This window comes from Olleya sp. UBA1516 (assembly GCF_002323495.1).
Lineage (GTDB): Bacteria > Bacteroidota > Bacteroidia > Flavobacteriales > Flavobacteriaceae > Olleya.
This window is the reverse complement of the sequence record NZ_DCQO01000016.1, coordinates 151,234-172,445: the sequence shown is the minus strand read 5'-3', so window position 1 is coordinate 172,445 and position 21,212 is coordinate 151,234. Positions and strand designations below refer to the sequence as shown.

Here is a 21,212-nt window from a genome sequence, read left to right as displayed (position 1 = left end):
TTTGATTTCTACAATAACCATAAACAATAAAAAATATACCGTAAACTTAGCGCAACCTTTAGACATATCTATGCCACTTCGCGCTTCAATATCCAATGCTAATGCTTGGTATGTTGATGCTCCTAAAATAGAACCTGTTGTGGTTAACGACTGGACTGCAAGCGTTAAAGAAGGTGCATCGATAAATTTTAATAACATTCAATTTAATCCACATGCACATGGTACACATACTGAGTGTGTTGGTCATATAACAGAGCAGTTTTATAGTGTAAATAAATGCTTAAAACATTTTTTTTATTTAGCTGAAGTTATTTCTGTAGCACCAGAATTAATAGGAGAGGATCAGGTAATATCAAAAGCGCAACTACAATATTTATTAAAACAGCGTAAACCTAAGGCTTTAGTTATAAGGACAATGCCTAATACTAAAGAGAAAAAATCTAGACAATACTCCAATACAAACTGGCCTTATTTAACAGAGGAAGCTGCTTTATTTATAAAAAAAATAGGAGTAAAACACTTATTGATTGATTTACCAAGTATTGATAAAGAGAAGGATGATGGCAAACTATTAGCACATAAAGCCTTTTGGGATTTTAATGGTAAGATTAGAAAAGACGCCACAATTACAGAGTTTATATACGTGTCAAACAAAATTGAAGATGGGAAGTATATTTTAAATCTTCAAATCGCTCCAATCGAGAATGATGCAACACCAAGTAAACCTATATTATATAAAATCGAAAATTAAATGGAAACATTTTTTACTTTAATTATAGGAGGAATCCTAGGCTTAGGTGTCTATACGCTTTATAATCATTTACAAAACAAAAAAAAGGTAACAGCACAGTCTGTTATACTATTGGATAAAATAAAAAAGGTCTGTAAATTTATAACTGTAGAAGGGGACTTTGCCGAAATCTATCACTATGAAGACGTTAAAGAACGGTTTTTAAAATTAGTGTCAAGCAAGAAAAAAGCCTTAGTAGTAATTAATGCTAAAGCCTATGTTGGCTACGATTTTAATAAAATTGAATTAACATCAAACCATAAAAAAAAGACCGTAACTATCAGTCATTTTCCGCAGCCAGAAATTTTATCTATCGAGACTAATATTAATTATTACGATAAAAAAGATGGCTACTTTAATAGATTTGAAGCCACAGATTTGACCAATTTAAGCGAGGAAGCTAAGCAACATATTAGAGATAAAGTTCCAGAAAGCGGATTGTATAATGTGGCAAAAAAAGAAGCTTTAGAATCTTTACTTCTTGTTGAAAATATTGTAGAGACTATTGGTTGGACTTTGGACTATTCTGCTTTAAAAATTAGTGCTAAACAAGATAAGTTATTAAAATAAAGCGCATTTGGTCGATTAAATCAGTATTTAGTCAGATTTGATGTTTTAAGGATGTATATTTGTGGTAACCTATTTATGTTTTAATACCTTGATTTCTAGAACCAAAGCTATTAGTTATGAACAGATTTTTACAATACATTAATGACACTTTATTAAGCCTAGACATTCCGCCAATCGCAACCAAGGAAGAAGCCCATTATTTAAAAAAACTAAGGAGGCAATCTAGCAAGTCTAATACAAAACATCAAAAATAAAATTAATTTGACTTTATATGGATATAGAGCAATTACGTACCTATTGCTTAAGTAAGCCAAAGGTTACCAATTCTTTTCCGTTTGATAAAAGCACCTTAGTGTTTAAAGTATTAGGTAAAATGTTTGCGTTAGTACCACTAGAAAAATGGGAGCGTGGACTAGCATCTATAAACTTAAAGTGCGACCCAGAATATGCAATAAACCTTCGTGAAGCTCATGAAAGCATAGTGCCTGGTTGGCACTCCAATAAAAAACATTGGAATACAGTCTACTTCCATAAAGCCGACTTAAAACCAGAATTTATAAAGCAATTAATAGACCACTCCTATGATATGGTAATCAAAGGAATGACTAAAAAAATGCGGTTAGAATTAGAGTCTTAAAAACATTTATCGACACTTAACTGCAACTTATCTATATATAATTCTCTTTTAAAGAAATAAAAAATTTAACACTATATACCATGTTACCTTTGACACCATTAAACATATATTCTCACAGTATGAGTGTTCTCAATTTTTTTAAAGCCAAAATAAAAGTCATAACTAATGTTAAAGACAATACATTAGATAATATGTATGACAATCAGTATAGTAAAAGTTTGTATTTAAATTTAAAGCAATTAGAATTTATTTCAAATTTTGAAATGCATCTAGATAATAAAGACGTAGATAGTTATTCTCTTAGTTTTCTTCAAGAGCTATCTAAAATTAAGAAGTCTGCTAAGCTAAATACAATACAATCTATTCGTTTTTATAAAAAACAAAAGTAGATTTTCCATTCGTCGACACTTAAACGCTATCCGTCGACAGTTATCAATGTCTAACCGAAATATAAATTTTAAACCTTGATTAAGGGGTAAATTTCGATGGATTAATACAAATACCCTCAAGATGATTAAAAAACTGAAAATTCTTCTAATTGAAGATGACATGATTGAAATAATGAAATTGAACAGAACAATTTCTACTCTAAAATTAGACCATACTATTATTGAAGCTAATAATGGTGAAGTTGCATTGCAAATATTAGAGAAAAAAGACAACTTACCTGACATAATTTTATTAGATTTAAACATGCCTAAAATTAATGGTATAGAGTTTTTAAAAATTTTAAAGAAGGATGATGTTTTAAAATATATTCCTACAATAATTTTGACAACGTCTAATAACCAAAAAGACTTGTTAGAATGTTACAAAACTGGTGTAGCAGGATATGTGATTAAGCCTTTAAAATATGAGGATTACGTAATCAAAATTGAAAGATTATTAGCCTATTGGAGTATAAATGAATTAATAGTAGTATAAGTAATGAAGGGTATAGTTTTTACAGAATTTTTAGAGTTAGTAGAAGACAAGTTTGGTCTAGAAATGGTTGATAATATAATAACCAGCTCTACGCTAGAATCCGATGGAGTTTACACAGCTGTTGGGACGTATAGTTTTTCAGAAATGCTTCAGCTTTTAACACATTTAAGCGAAAATACTGGTATTTCAATAGATAATTTATTACTGGTTTATGCAGAGCACTTTTTTAGTGTAATAGAAAATAGTTATCCAGGATTATTAGCAACTTATAAAGATCCAATCGAGATGATTTCATCTATTGAAAATCATATTCATGTAGAAGTTAGAAAAATTTATCCTGACGCAGAATTACCAACGTTTGAAGTAGTGGAAAAAACTGAAAACTCTTTAGTAATGATATATACTTCAAGCAGAGCAATGCATCACTTTGGTTTAGGGTTAATGAATAAAACATTCGCGCATTTTAATGCAACAGCAACTATAGATTTACAAAAAATTAAAGAAGACGGAACAGAAGTTAGATTTGTTATTAATAAAAATTAATGAGTCAAGATCAGTCAGAAATATTAAAGCGTGCTTTAACTAGAGAAAAGGCAGCAAGAAAAGCTGCTGAAAAAATTCTTGAAGAAAAATCAAGAGAACTCTACTTTACATCTCAAAGATTAGAGCAGTTATTGGACGAAAAATCGTCACAGCTACAAGGTGTTTTCGAGAATATAGCTGATGCCTATGTGGTAATGAATCTTCAAGGCGATGTCATAAAATTTAACGAAGCTGCAACAAAATTATTTGGTTACGATGTCTCTAGAGATAAAGTAAATGTTACCAATCTTATATATAAGGCAGACTACCAATACGCTATGACTTCTTTTTATGAGTTATACACTAAAGGTTTTTTTAAAGGTTATGAAGCCAGAGTATACACCAAATCTAAAGAGGTAAAATGGGTGCACATTAATGCTAGTATTATTTTTGATAAAGATACAAAACCAGTTGCAGCACAAGGTATTGTTAGAGATATCACCAATCAAAAAATTTCTGAAGAAAAATTAATAGAATCTGAAAACAGATTAGCATCGCTAGTTGTTAATTTGGATAGTGGTATTGTTTTGGAAGATGAAAACAGAAACATAGTATTAACTAATAATAAATTTTGTGAGCTTTTTGGAATAAATACAGCTCCCAAAGATTTAATAGGTATAGATTGTAAAGCAGCTTCAGAGCAAAATAAAATATTGTTTAAAGATCCAGAAGGGTTTTTAAAAAGGATGAGAGCAATTGATGAGGCTAAACAAGTGGTGCTTGGTGATGAGCTAGAAATGCTTGATGGTAAAATTTTAGAACGTAATTATACACCAATTATAATTGGCGAAAAGTCCAAAGGATATTTATGGACATTTAAAGATGTGACCTTAAATCGTACCTACAGAAAAAGTTTAGAAGCACAAAAACAAAAATATTACAACATAATTGCTAACATGAATTTAGGTCTGATTGAGGTTGATAATCAAGACCAGATATTGATGGTAAATCAAAGTTTTGAGCAATTATCAGGTTATACAGAAAAGGAATTAAAAGGAAAAAATGCAGCACAAATTTTTCCAATTGAAGATGGTTCTGACATTATAAAACAAGAAAATAAAAAGCGCCAAAAAGGATTGTCTAATTCCTATGAGCTTAAGGTTAAAAATAAATCTGGAGATATAAGATATTGGTTAATTAGTGGTGCACCAAATTATAATATAGAAGGTGACATTGTAGGGTCAATTGGGATCCATTTAGACATCACCGAAATTAAAAATTTAGAGCTTCAAAAAGAAAAACTTTTAGCCAAATTAGAAAAAAGTAATGACGAGTTGCAAGAATATGCACACATTGTTTCACACGATTTAAAATCGCCTTTACGAAGCATAAACGCACTAGTTAGTTGGTTAAAAGAAGACAATCAAGGAAAGTTAGACGATGTAAGTCTTCAAAATTTTGCATTGATAGAATCTACTCTAGAAAAAATGGAGCAACTAATTACAGATGTTTTAAATTACTCTAGCGTAGGAGCTGATAATACAGCAAAATCTGAAGTAGATTTAAATAGTATGGTTAGTGAGTTAATTAGTATGTTATACATTCCTGACCATATACACATTAAAAGCCTTAAAATATTACCAAATATTAATGGTGATAAAACCAAATTACAGCAGTTATTTCAAAATCTAATTAGTAACGCAGTAAAGTTTATTGATAAAACTGAAGGACATATTATCATAGATGTGGAGGATTTAAAAAGTCACTACAAGTTTTCAATTCAAGATAATGGTATGGGAATTGATAAAAAGTTTCATGATAAAATATTTAAAATATTCCATGCACTTAATAAAAGTAAAGACTCTACAGGAATTGGATTATCTATTGTAAAAAAGATAGTTAATTTACATGACGGAGAAATCTGGTTAGACAGTCAACCAACAGTAGGAACCACTTTTTATTTCACTTTAAAAAAATAGTAATGAAAATAGCACAATTAGTAAAACATAAAAATAAAAATTGGGAATATGTAGTTGAAAAACAGAAACTAATTGAGCCTTTAGTATTGGTTTTTGGAAATAGATTTATGTTGGAAGAAAAAACAGTATACCAAGACCTTAGACAAATTTTTCCTGATGGACATATCGTTTTTGCATCTTCTTGTGCAGAAATTTCGTCTAATACAGTTAATCAAAACAGTATCACAGTTACAGCTATACAATTTGAAAAAAGTAAGTTTTTAATAAAAACTAGTAACGTTCTAAATAAAGATTTAGATAGTTTTAAAACAGGAAACGAATTGATAAAACAATTTCCTGAAGAAGGATTAAAATATGCTTTTGTAGTCTCAGAAGGTAGTTTTATTAACGGAAGCCAATTAACAAAAGGGATGAGTGCTGCTACAAATGACAACCTATTAATAACAGGTGGACTATGTGGTGATGATGCACGTTTTGAAAAAACATTAGCATCTTATAATGAAAATCCAAAAGAAGGAGAGCTAGTTGCTATAGGGTTTTATGGTGACACACTTGAGATTTCGTTTTCAATTCATGGTGGATGGACACCTTTTGGCCCAGAGCGTATTGTTACTAAATCTAGTGGTAATGTGTTGTATGAGTTGGATGGTCAACCAGCTTTAGATTTATACAAAACGTATTTAGGTGACAAAGCTAGAGACCTTCCAGGAGCAGCTTTATTATACCCTTTAAATGTAACGTCGGAAGACGAAGATCAATCCATAGTACGTTCAATTTTAAATATAAACGAAGCAGGAAATGCTGTGATTTTAGCAGGAGATATCAAAGAAAACTCCAAAGTACAGTTAATGATGACTAATGTGGATCACATAGCTAATGCATCAGAGCGTGCAGCAACCCAAGCTTTATCGCACAGAAAAGATAAACCAGAATTAGCCATATTAGTAAGTTGTATTGGTAGAAAAATTGTTTTAGACCAACGTGTAGAAGAAGAAATTGAAGAAGTTATTGAGGTCATAGGTACTGACACAGTCATTAGTGGATTTTATTCCTACGGAGAAATAGCACCATTTCATGGAGAAGTTGCGTGTCAATTACATAATCAAACCATGACTATAACGCTAATTAGCGAATAATGAATTCATTATTAAAAAGACAAATACGTAAATATTTAAGTGAAGATTTAAAAAACAACGACGCGCTTTCAGAGTTTTTTAATGCTATAAGTAGCTCTTACAATAATTTTGACGAGCAATCACATATGATTCAAAGAGCAATGTCTATTAGTTCTGACGAGTTGTATGCAGCAAATCGTAAATTACAAAACGAAGCTGAAGAACAAAAAGTCGTTATTCAAAAACTAAAAAGTGTTATAGATACGCTTAAGTTTTATAATCTAGAAGAAGACCAAAAAACTGAAAATATAGAACTTACAGGTTCAAAATTAGTTGACTTTATCGATAATCAAACCAAGGAGATTATCGAAATGAATAAACAAAAACAAGCATTATTAAATGAGCTGGCGCACCAAAATCAGGAGCTTAGTGACTATGCACACATGGTGTCTCATGATTTAAAATCGCCACTTCGTAGTATAGACGCTTTAACGTCTTGGTTAACGGAAGACTATGCTGAGGTTTTTGATAGTAACGGAAAAAACACATTAGATCTAATAAGAGATAACGTGGAAAAAATGGATACGCTTATTAGTGGTATTTTAGAATACTCTACGATTGGTAAAAATCAAATAGAAACCTACGATGTGGATGCTAATCTGCTAATAGAAAACATTCTAAAAATTATTCATGTGCCAAGCAATATTAGCGTTACTAAAGCCAATTTACCTGTAATAAAAGGTGATAAATATAGGTTACAACAATTGTTTCAAAACCTTATTAGTAATGCTATTAAATACAATGATAAAGACCAAGGTGTTATTGAAATTGGAGCAGAAGATAAAGCCAACTATTGGCAATTTTACATAAAAGATAACGGTAAGGGTATTAACAAATCCTACTTTGATAAGATATTTAAAACCTTTATAAAATTAGAAAATAATCCAGACTCCACAGGAATTGGATTGTCTATAGTTAAAAAAATTGTCGAATTATATGGTGGTAAAATCTGGCTAGAATCTCAAGTCAATGTTGGTACAACATTTTATTTCACTTTAAAAAAATCCCCAAATGGAACAACCTAACCAATCCTACATTAACAGTTTATCAGGAGGTGATGAAGCCTTCAAACAAAAGCTAATTGATATTATTAAAAAAGAGTATCCAGAAGAGAAACAAGTCTATTTTGATAATTTTGAAGCTAATAATTTTAAATTAGCAGCAGATAATGTGCATAAACTTAAGCATAAAATTAGTATTTTAGGCCTGGAAAAGGGTTATGAAGTCGCAGTAGCATACGAAAACAATTTGTTAGACGGTACTACAGATCTTAAAGATCAGTTTGAAGCGATATTGCAAAGCATAACAAACTATCTAGAAGAAATTTAAATATAAAAAAATATGAATTGTATTATCATTGATGACGAAGCTACAGCAAGGATGATTATCTCTCAATTGTGCTCAAATGTACCAAGTCTAAATGTTTTGGAAGAGTTCCCAAATGCAATGCAAGCCATAAAATATTTAAATCAAAACGAAGTAGATTTAATTTTTCTAGATATACATATGCCTGATTTTACTGGTTTTGATTTTATCGAAACCCTTAAAAATCCACCTAAAATAGTACTTACAACATCAGATCCAAATTTTGCTATTCAAGCTTTTGAATACGACTGTATCGTTGACTATTTAGTTAAACCTATAACTTTAGAGCGTTTTAAAAAGGCAATTGATAAAGCAGAATCAATAAAGGAAACGACAGCTAAACCAGTTTCAAAATCTGAAAATGTAGAAACCTCTTCTGGTAACGATTTGTATGTTAATATTGATAGACGCTTAATTAAAATTGATATTCCAAGTATCTATTTAGTTGAAGCTAAAGGTGACTATATTCAAGTTAAAACAGAGGATAAAAATTATACAGTACATTCTACTTTAAAAAAAATTGAAGATAAATTACCAGATGATTTATTTTTAAAAGTCCACAGATCTTACATTATTAATATTAAAAAAATTATTGATATCGAGGACAATAGTGTATTAATCAAAAAAGACGTAATTCCTGTAAGTCGATCTAATAGACCAGAATTAATGAAACGTTTAAATTTACTATAACAGTATCGCTTTAAATTGTTTGCGTGGTACCTAACTTATATCTTATTAACAGGTTAGGTAGTGTTTCATTGGTGTTGTTTTTAAACAAATCATAGACGTAAGGTTAAAAAATTAGCTAATCCGTTGATTATTACCATTCGTCGATAGTTTAAAATGCACTAATCGAAAAACTATAAATCCAGCAAGCTTTAAAATTAGTTTTGTCATCAAACAACTAAATAAAGATGAAAAAACTAACTGTAACCCTAATCGTATTATTCAATATTTTTTTAATGTCTTGTTCTGTAGAGGAAGAGGTGAATACACCTGAAAGCTATAGTGCTACAATCGCAGATGTATCTTACACGCAATTGGATTATGAGATTATAGAGTTGATTAATAATTACAGAATTTCTCAAGGATTATCAAATTTGGCTATTTTAAATGAAGCTTCAAAAGAAGCTATTGATCATAATCAATATATGGTTACTCAAGGTACACCAAGTCATGACTATTTTTATTTACGTTCTCAAAACCTAAAACAAACGGTTAATGCAAAGACAGTTTCAGAGAATGTTGCTTTTGGATTTAGTAATGCGCAAGCTTTAGTTAATGCGTGGTTAAATAGCGAAAGTCATAGAGAAAATATAGAAAACCCAGAAGCAACAAACATTGGTATATCCACAAAACAAGATGCAGAAGGTAAAAACTATTTTACTAATATTTTTGTAAAACTATAAACGTAAAATTAGTTTATCTACAGTTAATTACCATTCGTCTACACTTACAAAGCATCAATCGAAAAAAGAGTTTTCCAGCAAGAATTACAAGTAAATTTGTCTTGTAAATAAGAAACAACTACATCATGACTAAAAAATTACACTCTATTAAAAATCAAATATTAGCACTAGCAATACTATTAATAAGCGTTTCTAGTCTAGCACAAGACACACCTTTTAATTGTGATTATAGTGCGTATTTATTTCAGTATAATGATGTTTATGCTGTTGACTTAGCTTCTGGTAATGCTTTTATAGCAGCTAAGGATATTACTCCAGGTAATATTAATGCAGCAGCTTACAACCCAACAGATGGATTTATTTGGGGTTATTTAAGCTCGCCTTCTAAAACAATAGTAAGAATTGGTAGTGATTTTCAAACAACAACGTTTACTATTCCAGAGTTGACCTCAGGAAATAAGTATGTTGGAGATATTAGTCCAAATGGAATTTATTATTTTAAAGCAGGTGGAACTAGTTATTTTAAAGTAGATTTAGATCCAAGCTCAGCTACATATACACAATACTTATCTACAGAAAGCTTATCTCAAAATATTAGTATACACGATTGGGCTTTTAATGCAGTGGACGGTAATTTATATGCAGTAGAAAAACATACAAATATCTTATATCGTATAGACCCATCAACAAGTGTTGTTCAGGCTTTAGGCGCAGTTCCTATTTTGTCAGGATTAAGTTATACATATGGTGCTGTTTATTTTGATGCAGATGGTCGTTTTTACGTATCTGCTAATGAGACAGGTACAGTATATGTTATTCAAAATGTACAGGATGTAACGCCTTCAACTATAATGGATTCTAACTTATTTGCTTTTGGTCCTTCAAGTGCAAGTAATGATGGTGCACGTTGTCCTACTGCTCCAGTAGCACAAGAAATTTGTGATAATGGTATTGATGATGATGGTGATGGTTTAATTGATTGTGAAGATCCATCTTGTTCTGGATTTGGAAGTTGTGATGTCATTGCACCTCCAACTACAGCTAATGATGGTGGTTTAGAAAGTAACGGAAGATTGTCTGAAGCAATTAATAAACGTAATTTTAATAGAGCAAAATCAAGTTATAAATTTGACCAGAAATCCGCAAAACGTGTAACAAGAGATACAAGTAATTTGTATTCTAATTATAGATCAGCAAGTACTAGTTTTCAATTACAAGATTTTATACCATTAACAACTATTAATGAAGATTATGCAATAGACTCAACACCTTTAGACTTACTAAATATTACTAATGCTACAGAGGTTTACTCAGTAGACTACATGCAAGGAGGTGCTTCAATTGCTTCGATTTTAGCTTTAAAAACAGAAAATGGTGTGTATGAGCACACAAAATATATCTGTGATAGATTATTGGGAGCCGAGTTAATTTCGGTGTCAACCATAGCTATCAACGATCAACCGTTTATTAAATCAATTATTAAAAACGCTGATGGTAGTTTTGAGTATGTATTAAGTTTGTCGGCTAAATTAGATAATGCTGATGCTAATTTTGCAATAGAGTCACATTGGAATTTAGATTTATATCAATCAGATGTAACGTTTTATAATTTCCAAATTTGGTCAGACTCAATTGATGATTTATACAATTTAGCTCAAGAGGTACTAAGCTTATTAGATACGGTAAAGCCAATTTCGGAATATCAACTATCAACACCTCCAACTGTATTTGTTAGAAAAGGAAAATATAATAATGGTGCTTTAGATCTTCAAATAATCAATACAAATGCGACTAACACTGTTGCTTTTGATTCTGGTTTTAGAACCACTGAAACTAGTGATTTTAACTACACTTCTAGTAGTCTTGATTTAAACGAAAATTACATTACAGAGATAACAGTACCAACTGGACATTTATTTGATATTGGGTTTAGAATTGGAGACGGAATTAATACTCCAGATGATTTATTTATGTCTGATGGTCCTTGGGGTTTTGATGACTCTCAGGTGTCTACTAACGTCAATAATTATAATGTTACAGAAAACACGACTACATTTAATAGTTTAGATTTTCCAATAGAACGTAATGTGACGCTTAACGCAACCACAAGCACTTATTTTGCAGCTTACAGAGCGATAACACCACGTTTCAAAGCTGTTGATTTAACAGATTTTAATAGTCTTAAATTAAAAGCTAAAGGAACAGGAAACTTAGAGATTACATTAGTGAAGCAAAGTATTACCAATTGGGAAGAACAATACAAGACCACTATTGCTTTAACAGATAATTTTCAAAACTACGCACTTTCGTTTGATGATTTCACATCTACCTTATCATTAGGTTTAGATGCAAATGACATTGTCACTATTGTTTTTACTATGGTTAGTGAAGATGGAAGTACTGTGACTAAAGAAATGAATTTACAAGATGTGCGTTTTTCTAGAGGGACAACATTATCTGTTAATGATTTTGAGACAACAAGTTTAGAAAATAGTATTACAGCCTACCCAAATCCAATGGTGAATACGTCAAACTTACATTTTACTACTACCCAATCAGAAACAGTACAGTTAGTTATTTACAATCAGTTAGGTAAAGTAGTTTATAATAAAACAATAAAAGCACAAGTTGGTAAAAACCAGATAGCATTAAGCAGACAAAATTTAAGTTCTGGATTATATATCTGTAAATTATCGAGTGTTACAACACATTACAATCCCTTAAAGTTGCTAATAAAGTAACAATTTCATTTAGTTTGTTGATTGATACGTGGTAACCTAATAACTAATAATAGCTTTATACAGTTGGTTACTCACTAAGGGTAAAAGAGAAATCTTTTGCCCTTTTTTTATTTAAGAAGGTTGCTGTTAGTTTTTCTTTGATTATAAATGGATGTTTAACTTTAATCTTGCTCGTTTGCAGATACAGTAGACACCATATTAATCAAGTTTTTTCGTGTAATGGGTTTGATTATAAAATCTGTAATAGCTTCGTACTCTTTAGCTTTTTTAATATCTACAGGATCGATGGAAGAACTAACGATGTATAGTGTAACTTTTTTGGGATATTTAATTTTAATAAATTCATCTAAAAATTGCCATCCATCCATTATTGGCATATTAATATCTAGTAATATTAATTCAGGAACGTTTTTTCCGGATTTAATAATTTCGGTTAAGCCAGAAATAGCATCAGCTCCATTGTTATAAACTGTAAAATTTTGACATATATCTGTAGCTAATAAAATTTTTTTAGCAGCAAAAATAAAGATGTGGTCGTCGTCAATTAGACAAGCTGATTCAATTTGTTTCATACTTTAAATATATAGAAAAAACGCTTCCTTTGTTTATAATGCTTTTAACTTTTACTTTTCCTTGCATGGCTTCAATTTGGTTTTTAGTAATATATAAACCTAAACCTTTAGCGTCTTTGTGATTATGAAAGGTTTTATATAAGCCAAAAACTTTATCTTTATGTAAATTTAAATCAATGCCAAGTCCATTATCTTCAATGTCAATTTTAATATAGTGTTTTGTTTGCTCTGCGCTTAAATTTATTTTAGGCGTCCTATCTTGATGTCTGTATTTTAGGGCATTGGATATAAAATTAAATAAAATACTATCCAAATAAGCAGGTATTGCTAATACATAAATATCCTCTTCTATATCTATATTAATTATGGCTTTGGTTTCTTTAATTTCTGCGCTAAAGTTTGCTAAAGCTTTTTTTGTGTAATCTAAAAGATTGGAAGGTTGCAAATCATCGTTATTATCTGCGCTAATGGTAGATACTTCGTTTAGGTTGTCAATGGTTTCGCTTAGTTTATTTACCGCTTCTAATATTAATGGGACATATTCGTTATTTGTGGCTTCAGGAACCTCTGTATACATTAAATCTAATAACATTTCTATGTTTCCAGAATGTGATCTTAAGTTATGAGATAATATATGTGCAAAATTAAGTAACCTTTCATTTTGCTGTTTTGTAGTTTTTAAAAGTAACTCCACTTTTTTATTAGCAATTGTTCTTTTTGTTATATCAATAAGGTGAAATATAAAATGTATAGGTTTATAATTTTCATCTCTTAAAATGGAAACAGACAATAAACAGTTTATTATGGATTTATCTTTTTTAATGTATCGTATTTCACACTGAAACTTATTGCTTTTACCTGCGACTAAGTCTTTTGAGTTTTGTGGTACTAAATCGACATCTTCTGGATGTGATAACGTATTAATAGGGAAGCCGGAAAGCTCTTCCTTGCTGTAGCCTAAATAATCACTAAAGCTATTGTTTAAAGTTAGTATTTGACCTTCTAAACTAATTAATGCCATAGCATTAGGTGCATTGTCAAACGTGGTTCTAATTAGTTCTTCTTTTAGTTTAAGTTCTAAAAGCGTTTTGTTTTTTTCGGTAATATCCTGAATGACACCTATAACTTTTTCAGTTTTATTATTTTTTATAACAGGATATGCTACAATACGTACCCATTTAATATTGTTTTTTGCGGTTTTTAGTTGTACCTCGTTATCATAAGGTTCTTGGATTTTAACAGCACGATCAAATAGAATATTAATTAATTCTCTATCATAACCTTCTAAAAAAAAGTTGATGCCTTCTTCTAAACTTGGTGTGTAATCAGGCTCTACTTCGTGAATAGTTCTAGTCATGGCACTCCATGTGACTTTATTGTTTTGGAGATTAACTTCCCAAGATCCAATAGCTATGTCTCTTTGTAAAGAGTCCATGTAGGTGTAACTAATATTGTCTTTAGTCGTGTGTTTTTGAAATAACTGATTGTAAAGTTCTTTCATGTAAGTAATTGTTCAGTACTAATAAGTTAGGGCTTATTGAGCGTAATTTGTTGGTTTTTAGTGTTTAAGTATTTTTTAAAGTAAATATAATAATAAGCATCTGTTAAAAGGAATATTTATCAGTTAAAATAACAAATTACAGGAATGTTTTAAAATTTTAAATTGAAATTTCACCATATGACATAGCAGTATTTTTAGTTTTTATTCTTTTTATTATGTCTGATTATTAATTAATTAAGTTTGGTTAAAACAACGTTGAATGTTCTTGTTTAAAAGCAATATAAATTAATAAAATCGTTCAATGATTAATCTCATAGCTTTTTTTAATAGAATTTAAAACTTTAGCTACTTAGTATTTGTAACATCTTTTTGTTATTTATTATCTTTAATACTTAATTAAAATGTAAATGAGTAAACAAATAACTTTAAAAGACGCTATTTCTATAGGAATTGGAGGTATGGTTGGAGGCGGAATATTTGCAGTTCTTGGGTTGGCAGTGTCATTAGCTAAAGGAGGTACACCTGTTGCTTTTTTGTTTGCAGGTATTATTGCGTTATTAACAGCATATTCCTATGCTAAATTATCTAAAAAATTTCCAGAAAATGGAGGGACTGTTAGATTTGTCCACCAACAATATGGTAGCGGGATTTTTGCTGGCGGAATAAATAATTTGCTTTGGATAAGTTATATCGTGATGTTAGCGTTGTATGCTTCCGCATTTGGATCTTATGCTTCCGAGTTATTTAGTGTTACAGGTGATAAATATCTAGATGTCCGTATTTGTCAAACGTCAATAATTGTACTGGCCTTAGCTATTAATTATCTAAGTGTAAGTTTAGTTGGTCGTATTGAGTCTGTTGCAGTGATTGTCAAGCTATTAATATTAGTTATATTTATAGGTGTTGGGTTTTATGGTTTTTTTTTACATTCAGAAAATGTACATCAATTACAACCTAGTAATTGGGAGAGTCCTTTTTTACTGCTATCTGGCGGAATGGTAATTTTTGTTGCTTATGAAGGTTTTGAGCTAATTGCAAACTCTATTTCAGATTTAAAAAACCGAGAAAAAAATACTGAAAAAGCCTATTTTGGAGCAGTGGGTTTTGTAGTTGTCTTATATATTTTAATTGCAATTGTTACTGTAGGATCTTTACCTTTTGACAAAATAGCAAGTGCCAAAGATTATGTTTTAGCAGAAGCAGCAGCACCTACTTTGGGGCAAATAGGATTTACTATAATTACTATTACTGCATTGATTTCTACTTTTTCAGCAATTAATGCTACCATATTAGGAAGCGGAAGGGTAAATTATGATATTGCTGAAGATCAAGAATTACCACGTTATTTTTGTCATATGTTTTGGGGTAAACCTATTGGGTATTTAGTGACAGCAATCTTATCAATAATCTTGGTAAATTTATTTAATCTAGAAAGTATATCCACAGCTGGTAGCGCAGGTTTTTTATTAATTTTTTGCTTGGTTAATTACATTGGTTTTAAAAAACATCAAGAATTAGTATCTAATAAGTCCATTCATTTAATAGCAAGCGTTTTATGCTTATTGGCTTTTTGTACACTTATTATCCAACAATTTCAAACTAACGTTACTGGTGTTATGGTGGCTTTAGGTATTATCTTATTTTGCTTTGTTATGGAATGGGTTTATAAAACGTTGGGTTTTAAAAAGTAATTATCTAATCCCTAAAAACTGGCTTATCAAACAATAACCATTTAAAACGTAATCCAATTTCGTTAAAAGTAAAACCAGCAGCAGTTGCAGATGCAATGTTACTTCGTGTACCAAAAAGGTTAGCCATACAACGCTCTGAGAATTTATAACCTAATTTAGCTTGTATCCTGTAAGTGCTTTGCTGTTCGTCGTCTTCAATATATTGTAAACCTGTTGCAGCTGTAAGCTCGTAGTACCATTCTTTAGGTTTAGCTATGTTTTCATCCTTAATCAGGTTTGCAAAAACCTCTACAGCATTAAAGGTTTCTGGCGAAAAATATACGGATGGAACTTGGTTTTTAAACGTAATGTATTGGTAATTTAAACCTGCTTTAAGTGATGGTTTGGGTAAAATATTATAATATAAAGATGTGAATAATAAGTTTCTGGCATTGCTATCACTTTGACTAGTATAAAAGTACTGCGTAAACCAACCTAGATTAAAATTAGTATTTAAACTGTAGTTTGCGTAAAAGTTGTTTTGTACAATCTCGCGATCTAATAACTCGGCATTAAAACTTTGTAATTCACGTTTATAACCTACGGTTAAATCTTGCAGCTTAAAAGGTTTAATATTAAATGACAAGTCTGTTAATAATTGTGTGTAGTCATTAGTGGTTGCTTTTGCAGACGTTAAACCAGCAGTTCCTTTAAAGGTTAAGTTTGGTAATAATTGGTAGGATATTCCTGCGCTAAAATCGTGAGAGGTTGCTTCGTTATTTGTTACTGCATTAGTGGTGCTTCTGTAATTGTAGCTTCCTAATATTTTAAACTTTGTAGAAAACGGAAACTCTAGATTGTTGTTTACTGCAAACGCTTCATTATCTCCATTGTCAAAGGTGTATGATGTTTTTCCTTCGTAAAAAGGTGTAAAGGTTGTATTAAGGTTGTTTATAAAGTTAGTTGCGTCTTTTTGATTGTCGTAAAACTTCAAGGTGTTTTCTGCAGAGGTGTAAGCAGCTTCATACTTTCCTAAGGCTTTTAAAGCATTTGCGTTTCCTAGGTTACCATCAAAAGATGTGCTATCATTTACCAAAATTTGGTCGTAATCTTTGACGCTCTTTTTAAAATCACTTTTATAAATATTAAGTGTTGCGCGTAAGGCTAAAACCCAATTTTCGTTAGGTTTAGACTCAATTAATTTCGCGATAAGCGTATCTGCAGTTTTATATTTTTTATTCCAAATTAAGGCTTGCGCATAACGCTCTGTAGTTTGTTGTGTTACTGTTGCATCTGTTGATGCCTCTAAACTATTATAGGCTTGTTGGCTTAATTGTAGCGCGTCTTTTTCTTTACTGTTTAAGTGGGATACTAATGCTAAACCATTTAATGCTATGATTTTATTTTCAGGATTTTTAGCTAAAATATCATAGGTTGCTTTAGCATCGTCTAATCTATTTGCTATTAAATATAAGTTTGCTAAGTTTAATAAAGTGTCTTTGTCGTTATCAAAAAGTGTCAGGTTTTGTTTTAATAAAGCTTCTGCTTCATCATATTGTTGCGCTTGTTGTTTTTGATAAGCATAACCTAAGTACATGTATTTTTTAGAGGTTAAAGCATTTGGGTTGCCAGGTAAAACGTCTAAAGCTTTGTTTACATATAGTAACGCGTCTTCATATTCTTTTAAATTAGATAATGTGTTGGCATAACTTAGTAAAGCGGGAAAACTTTTAGGGTCTTCATCTATTAACGTTTTAAAATAGGTTTTTGCTTTTGGAAAGTTTTTATTCCACAATAGGGATTCACCATAATTTAGTTTCACCTCAAAATCTGTTGGGTAATCTGCCAAAAGATTTGTAAAAAGGGTATTGGCTTGTTCTGGTTTTCCGTTTAAACCAATTGCACGACCATAACATAGTCTAGCAGTTTTATTGTTAGGATGCTCCTTTAGTATGTTTTGGAAAAACGTTTCCGCTTTAGCGTACTTCCCTGTTTCTAAGTATGTAAAGCCTTCTTGCATGTCTTGAGCATAACTAAATACAGTAGTTATTAAAAAGGTAAGTAGGGTAAAAAATTTGAGTTTCATGTTTCAGTTTTAAATCAATTGCAAGTTAGGCATTCATATCCATTCATTCATCTACACCAATCGTCCACTCATCGAAATTCAACAGTCCTTCAGAGGTTTGCGTCGCATCTTTGTATCAGAAATCAGACAATAACAATTTAAATATAACAATTATGGCATTAACAATTACACAACAGGACAACACAATTATTTTAGAAGGAAGCTTAAACACTGCAACCATTAATAATTTTACAACACATTTTGGATTTATACTAAACGCATTTAAAAGTGTAACACTAAACATTAATAAGGTTACAGATATAGATGCTTGTGCATTACAAACTTTAAAAGCAATGTATGTTAAAGGTGTAGCAAACCAGCAAATGTTTTTTGTTGAAGGTAACAGAAGTGAAGAAATTTACGAAGCATTTGTATATCCACAAGTAGCCTAATTAGTATTAACCAACACACCATAATAAGATGCAAGCTTTATCTATATTAAAAACAAAAAAAATATCTCCAGAGCAATTATTTATGCTTAGCGTATTAGCAGTAAATGGAGGAAACTATTTGTACAATCTTATTTTAGGTCGTGTGTTAGGTCCAGCACAATTTGCAGATGCAGCTGTGTTAATTACCTTTTTGTTAGTGCTGTCTTTTGTAGCCATGACGTTTCAATTAGTGACTGCAAAATTCTCGGTAGTTTTTGAAAACGATACGTTTAAAAATTTTATCTCAAAAATTTACAAAAACGCGACAATTGTAGGAATAGGTTTAGGTGCTTTAATTATCGTGTTTGCAAATCAGTTACAAGCGGTTTTTAATACATCATCTTCTAGTATGTTTACCATTTTTGGAATAGGAGTACCACTTTATTTTTTAATGAGTGTAAACAGAGGTGTGTTTCAGGGTAAAAAAGAATTCAAGTCTTTATCCATTACCTATCAAGCCGAAATGCTAAGCCGATTGGTTATTACGTTAGCTTTAATTTTTTTATTTGACATACAATCATCGGTTGTTATTGCAGTCGGAATTTTAATTTCTTTTGGATTTGGATTAGTGCCTTTCAAGTTTAAAAATTTAAACTTCAAAAAAACTATTGCGATAGAAGCAAGTCAATCTAAACAAGTAAAAAGCTTTTTTATTATTACAGCGTTTTACGAGTTGACACAGATTATAATTAACAACAGTGACATCTTATTAGTTAAGCATTACTTTGACGCTTACGACGCAGGATTGTATGCATCACTAGCTTTAATAGGTCGTATTGTATATTTTGTAGCATGGATGTTTGTTATGCTATTATTACCAACAGTTGTACAGCTTAAAAAAGAAGGAAAAGCAACAGCACCAATTTTATTTAAATACGTTGGTTACATCGCAGCAATTGCAACTGCAATAGTTATTGGTTGTGCATTGTTTCCAGAAACTGCAATTACTATATTATTTGGAGATAGTTATCTAACAATGGCGCCTTTGTTATGGAAGTATGCTTTAGCAACTGGTTTGTTTGCCATATCAAACATCTTTGCATACTATTATTTATCATTAGATAGATATATTCCTGTGGTAATATCTGGAGTCTTCGGAATGTTGCAAATGGGATTAGTTATCTTTTTTCATGACAGTTTAGAGCAAGTCGTACACATGCAAATAATAGCAATGGTATCATTATTGGTCATCCAAGTGATCTTCTTTGTATTTGAGTCTAAAATGAAAAAATAAAAAGTAATTTATTTTATTAGTCTATTATAAATGAAGAAGCTATGGTTTTAAACCATGGCTTTTTCTGTTGTAAGTATTTTGCAAGTGGATATTAAAATGCTTATCCTAATGTTAGAATATAGTAGTCTAATAACAGTATGTGTTTTGTTGATTTTTTTCTTTTGAAAGTCAACACGTTAAATGGTAAAACGACACCTTTTTACCATTCGTCTACAGTAACTTGCAATCTGTCTAAAGAGGTCTTAATTAGTGTCTTAAATAACGCAAATTTGTAGTGTAATTAAGAAACAACATATTAAAACATATAAAAATGAAACTAGCAATCGTAACAGCATATCCACCAAGTAAAGTAACATTAAATGAGTACGCTTACCATTTAGTAAAGCACTTTAGACAAAAAGAAAATGTAACTGAGATTGTTTTATTAACGGATAAAACAGAAGGCGCAAAAGACATTGCTTTTACAGAAGATGGTTGTAAAATAACAGTTAAAGAGTGTTGGGCATTTAATAGCTACACAAACATTATAAATGTGACTAAAGCTATTAGTAAGACTAAGCCAGATGCAGTTTTATTTAACTTACAATTCATGAAGTTTGGAGACAAAAAAATAGCTGCAGCTTTAGGATTAATGTTACCACTAGTTTGTAAACTTAAAAAGATTCCTAATATCGTGTTATTGCATAATATATTAGAAGAAGTAGATTTAGGATCTGCAGGATTTACAAGTAGTAAAATTATGCAAAAAGTTTATGGTTTTATAGGAACAAGCTTAACAAAGCTAATCTTACAAGCAGATACAGTTGCTGTAACAATGCAAAAATATGTTGATATTTTAGAGAAAAAGTATAAGGTGAAAAATGTGACATTAATTCCGCACGGAACTTTTGAAATCTCTGAAGAAAAGCCAGAATACGATTTGCCACAAGGACCTTTACAAGTTATGACTTTTGGAAAATTTGGAACTTACAAAAAAGTAGAGGGTATGATTGAAGCGGTTGAAAAAGTAAGAGCTTCAACTGGATTAAATCTTGAGGTTGTAATTGCAGGAACAGACAACCCAAATGTGCCAGGTTATTTAGCAAAAGTACAAGAAGATTATAAGCATGTGCCACAAGTACGTTTTACAGGTTATGTAGAAGAATTTGAAGTGCCAACCTTGTTTAAAGAAAGTGCAGTAGTTGTATTTCCATACACGTCAACAACAGGAAGCTCTGGTGTTTTACACCAAGCAGGAAGTTATGGTAAAGCTGTTGTTATGCCAGATTTAGGTGACCTTGCATTATTAGTACAGGATGAAGGTTATAAAGGTGAATTTTTTGAGCCTACTTCTGTAGAAAGTTTAGCAAATGCAATTGAGGCAATAGTAACAAATGAAGCGCATAGAATAGCTTTAGGTAAAGCAAACTACGAAGCTGCAACAGCTTATCCAATGGAAAAAATTGCAGATATGTACCTTAATAACTTTGATGCTATCATTGCAACTAAATCACCAAAAAAAACTCTAAGAAAAATGAGTGAAAAAGCAGTGGTTTTAGAGCCAGCTTCAGCAGAATAGTACTAGTAA

Annotated in this window: 21 protein-coding genes; 18 read left to right on the top strand and 3 right to left on the bottom strand. The window is 30.8% G+C overall.

The window, feature by feature from the left end; genetic code table 11:
- Position 1: 1 nt before the first annotated feature.
- The 14 genes from B2989_RS09820 (at position 2) to B2989_RS09755 (ending at position 12,112) form a co-directional block, all read left to right on the top strand.
- Positions 2–751, top strand: a complete 750-nt coding sequence (locus B2989_RS09820) for a cyclase family protein (RefSeq protein WP_292947976.1) — start codon at positions 2–4, stop codon at positions 749–751.
- On the top strand, positions 752–1,360 hold the full coding sequence (locus tag B2989_RS09815; RefSeq protein WP_145003957.1) for a DUF4230 domain-containing protein: 609 nt from the start codon (positions 752–754) through the stop codon (positions 1,358–1,360).
- A gap of 116 nt (positions 1,361–1,476) precedes the next feature.
- Positions 1,477–1,614, top strand: coding sequence for a hypothetical protein (locus B2989_RS09810; protein WP_292947974.1), 138 nt, complete (start codon positions 1,477–1,479; stop codon positions 1,612–1,614).
- A 17-nt stretch (positions 1,615–1,631) separates the two neighbouring features.
- Positions 1,632–1,997 (top strand): MmcQ/YjbR family DNA-binding protein, encoded by a 366-nt coding sequence (locus B2989_RS09805; protein ID WP_292947972.1) that lies wholly within the window; start codon positions 1,632–1,634, stop codon positions 1,995–1,997.
- A gap of 119 nt (positions 1,998–2,116) precedes the next feature.
- The gene (locus B2989_RS09800) at positions 2,117–2,386 is read left to right on the top strand and encodes a hypothetical protein (RefSeq protein ID WP_292947970.1); all 270 of its coding nucleotides are present in this window, start codon (positions 2,117–2,119) and stop codon (positions 2,384–2,386) included.
- A gap of 121 nt (positions 2,387–2,507) precedes the next feature.
- Entirely contained in the window at positions 2,508–2,921 is a 414-nt protein-coding gene (locus B2989_RS09795) for a response regulator (RefSeq protein ID WP_145003948.1), read from the top strand.
- Positions 2,922–2,924: 3 nt separating this feature from the next.
- Positions 2,925–3,464 (top strand): heme NO-binding domain-containing protein, encoded by a 540-nt coding sequence (locus B2989_RS09790; protein ID WP_145003944.1) that lies wholly within the window; start codon positions 2,925–2,927, stop codon positions 3,462–3,464.
- Complete coding sequence (locus B2989_RS09785; RefSeq protein WP_292947966.1) at positions 3,464–5,422, top strand: PAS domain-containing sensor histidine kinase; 1,959 nt, start codon at positions 3,464–3,466, stop codon at positions 5,420–5,422. Before B2989_RS09790 ends, B2989_RS09785 begins: the two co-directional genes overlap by 1 nt.
- Before the next feature lie 2 nt (positions 5,423–5,424).
- Positions 5,425–6,558, top strand: coding sequence for an FIST signal transduction protein (locus B2989_RS09780; RefSeq protein WP_292947964.1), 1,134 nt, complete (start codon positions 5,425–5,427; stop codon positions 6,556–6,558).
- Complete coding sequence (locus tag B2989_RS09775; RefSeq protein ID WP_292947962.1) at positions 6,558–7,622, top strand: sensor histidine kinase; 1,065 nt, start codon at positions 6,558–6,560, stop codon at positions 7,620–7,622. The genes B2989_RS09780 and B2989_RS09775 overlap by 1 nt, the downstream gene beginning before the upstream one ends.
- On the top strand, positions 7,609–7,926 hold the full coding sequence (locus B2989_RS09770; RefSeq protein ID WP_145003931.1) for an Hpt domain-containing protein: 318 nt from the start codon (positions 7,609–7,611) through the stop codon (positions 7,924–7,926). Before B2989_RS09775 ends, B2989_RS09770 begins: the two co-directional genes overlap by 14 nt.
- Before the next feature lie 12 nt (positions 7,927–7,938).
- Positions 7,939–8,652: a LytR/AlgR family response regulator transcription factor gene (locus B2989_RS09765; RefSeq protein ID WP_292947959.1), complete on the top strand. Its 714-nt coding sequence runs from the start codon at positions 7,939–7,941 to the stop codon at positions 8,650–8,652.
- A 224-nt stretch (positions 8,653–8,876) separates the two neighbouring features.
- Positions 8,877–9,371, top strand: coding sequence for a CAP domain-containing protein (locus B2989_RS09760; protein WP_292947957.1), 495 nt, complete (start codon positions 8,877–8,879; stop codon positions 9,369–9,371).
- A gap of 125 nt (positions 9,372–9,496) precedes the next feature.
- Positions 9,497–12,112, top strand: coding sequence for a DUF6923 family protein (locus tag B2989_RS09755; protein ID WP_292947955.1), 2,616 nt, complete (start codon positions 9,497–9,499; stop codon positions 12,110–12,112).
- A gap of 161 nt (positions 12,113–12,273) precedes the next feature.
- On the opposite strand, the gene B2989_RS09750 is transcribed toward B2989_RS09755, so the two are convergent.
- Positions 12,274–12,684 carry a response regulator gene (locus B2989_RS09750; protein WP_292947953.1) on the bottom strand — a complete coding sequence of 137 codons (411 nt, stop codon included), beginning with the start codon at positions 12,682–12,684 and terminating at the stop codon, positions 12,274–12,276.
- Positions 12,671–14,185, bottom strand: coding sequence for a sensor histidine kinase (locus B2989_RS09745; protein ID WP_292947951.1), 1,515 nt, complete (start codon positions 14,183–14,185; stop codon positions 12,671–12,673). The genes B2989_RS09750 and B2989_RS09745 overlap by 14 nt, the downstream gene beginning before the upstream one ends.
- Positions 14,186–14,592: 407 nt before the next feature.
- Between B2989_RS09745 and B2989_RS09740 the strand changes: the two genes are divergently transcribed.
- Positions 14,593–15,876 (top strand): APC family permease, encoded by a 1,284-nt coding sequence (locus tag B2989_RS09740; RefSeq protein ID WP_292947949.1) that lies wholly within the window; start codon positions 14,593–14,595, stop codon positions 15,874–15,876.
- 4 nt (positions 15,877–15,880) lie between these two features.
- Here B2989_RS09740 and B2989_RS09735 read toward each other — a convergent pair whose 3' ends face one another.
- Positions 15,881–17,941: a tetratricopeptide repeat protein gene (locus tag B2989_RS09735; RefSeq protein ID WP_292947947.1), complete on the bottom strand. Its 2,061-nt coding sequence runs from the start codon at positions 17,939–17,941 to the stop codon at positions 15,881–15,883.
- 152 nt (positions 17,942–18,093) lie between these two features.
- Here B2989_RS09735 and B2989_RS09730 point away from each other — a divergent pair, with 152 nt between their 5' ends.
- From B2989_RS09730 to B2989_RS09720, 3 genes are all read left to right on the top strand, one after another.
- Positions 18,094–18,372, top strand: coding sequence for a hypothetical protein (locus B2989_RS09730; RefSeq protein WP_292947945.1), 279 nt, complete (start codon positions 18,094–18,096; stop codon positions 18,370–18,372).
- Between the two features lie 28 nt (positions 18,373–18,400).
- The gene (locus B2989_RS09725) at positions 18,401–19,645 is read left to right on the top strand and encodes an oligosaccharide flippase family protein (protein ID WP_292947943.1); all 1,245 of its coding nucleotides are present in this window, start codon (positions 18,401–18,403) and stop codon (positions 19,643–19,645) included.
- A gap of 310 nt (positions 19,646–19,955) precedes the next feature.
- Complete coding sequence (locus B2989_RS09720; RefSeq protein WP_292947941.1) at positions 19,956–21,203, top strand: glycosyltransferase; 1,248 nt, start codon at positions 19,956–19,958, stop codon at positions 21,201–21,203.
- Positions 21,204–21,212: the final 9 nt, after the last annotated feature.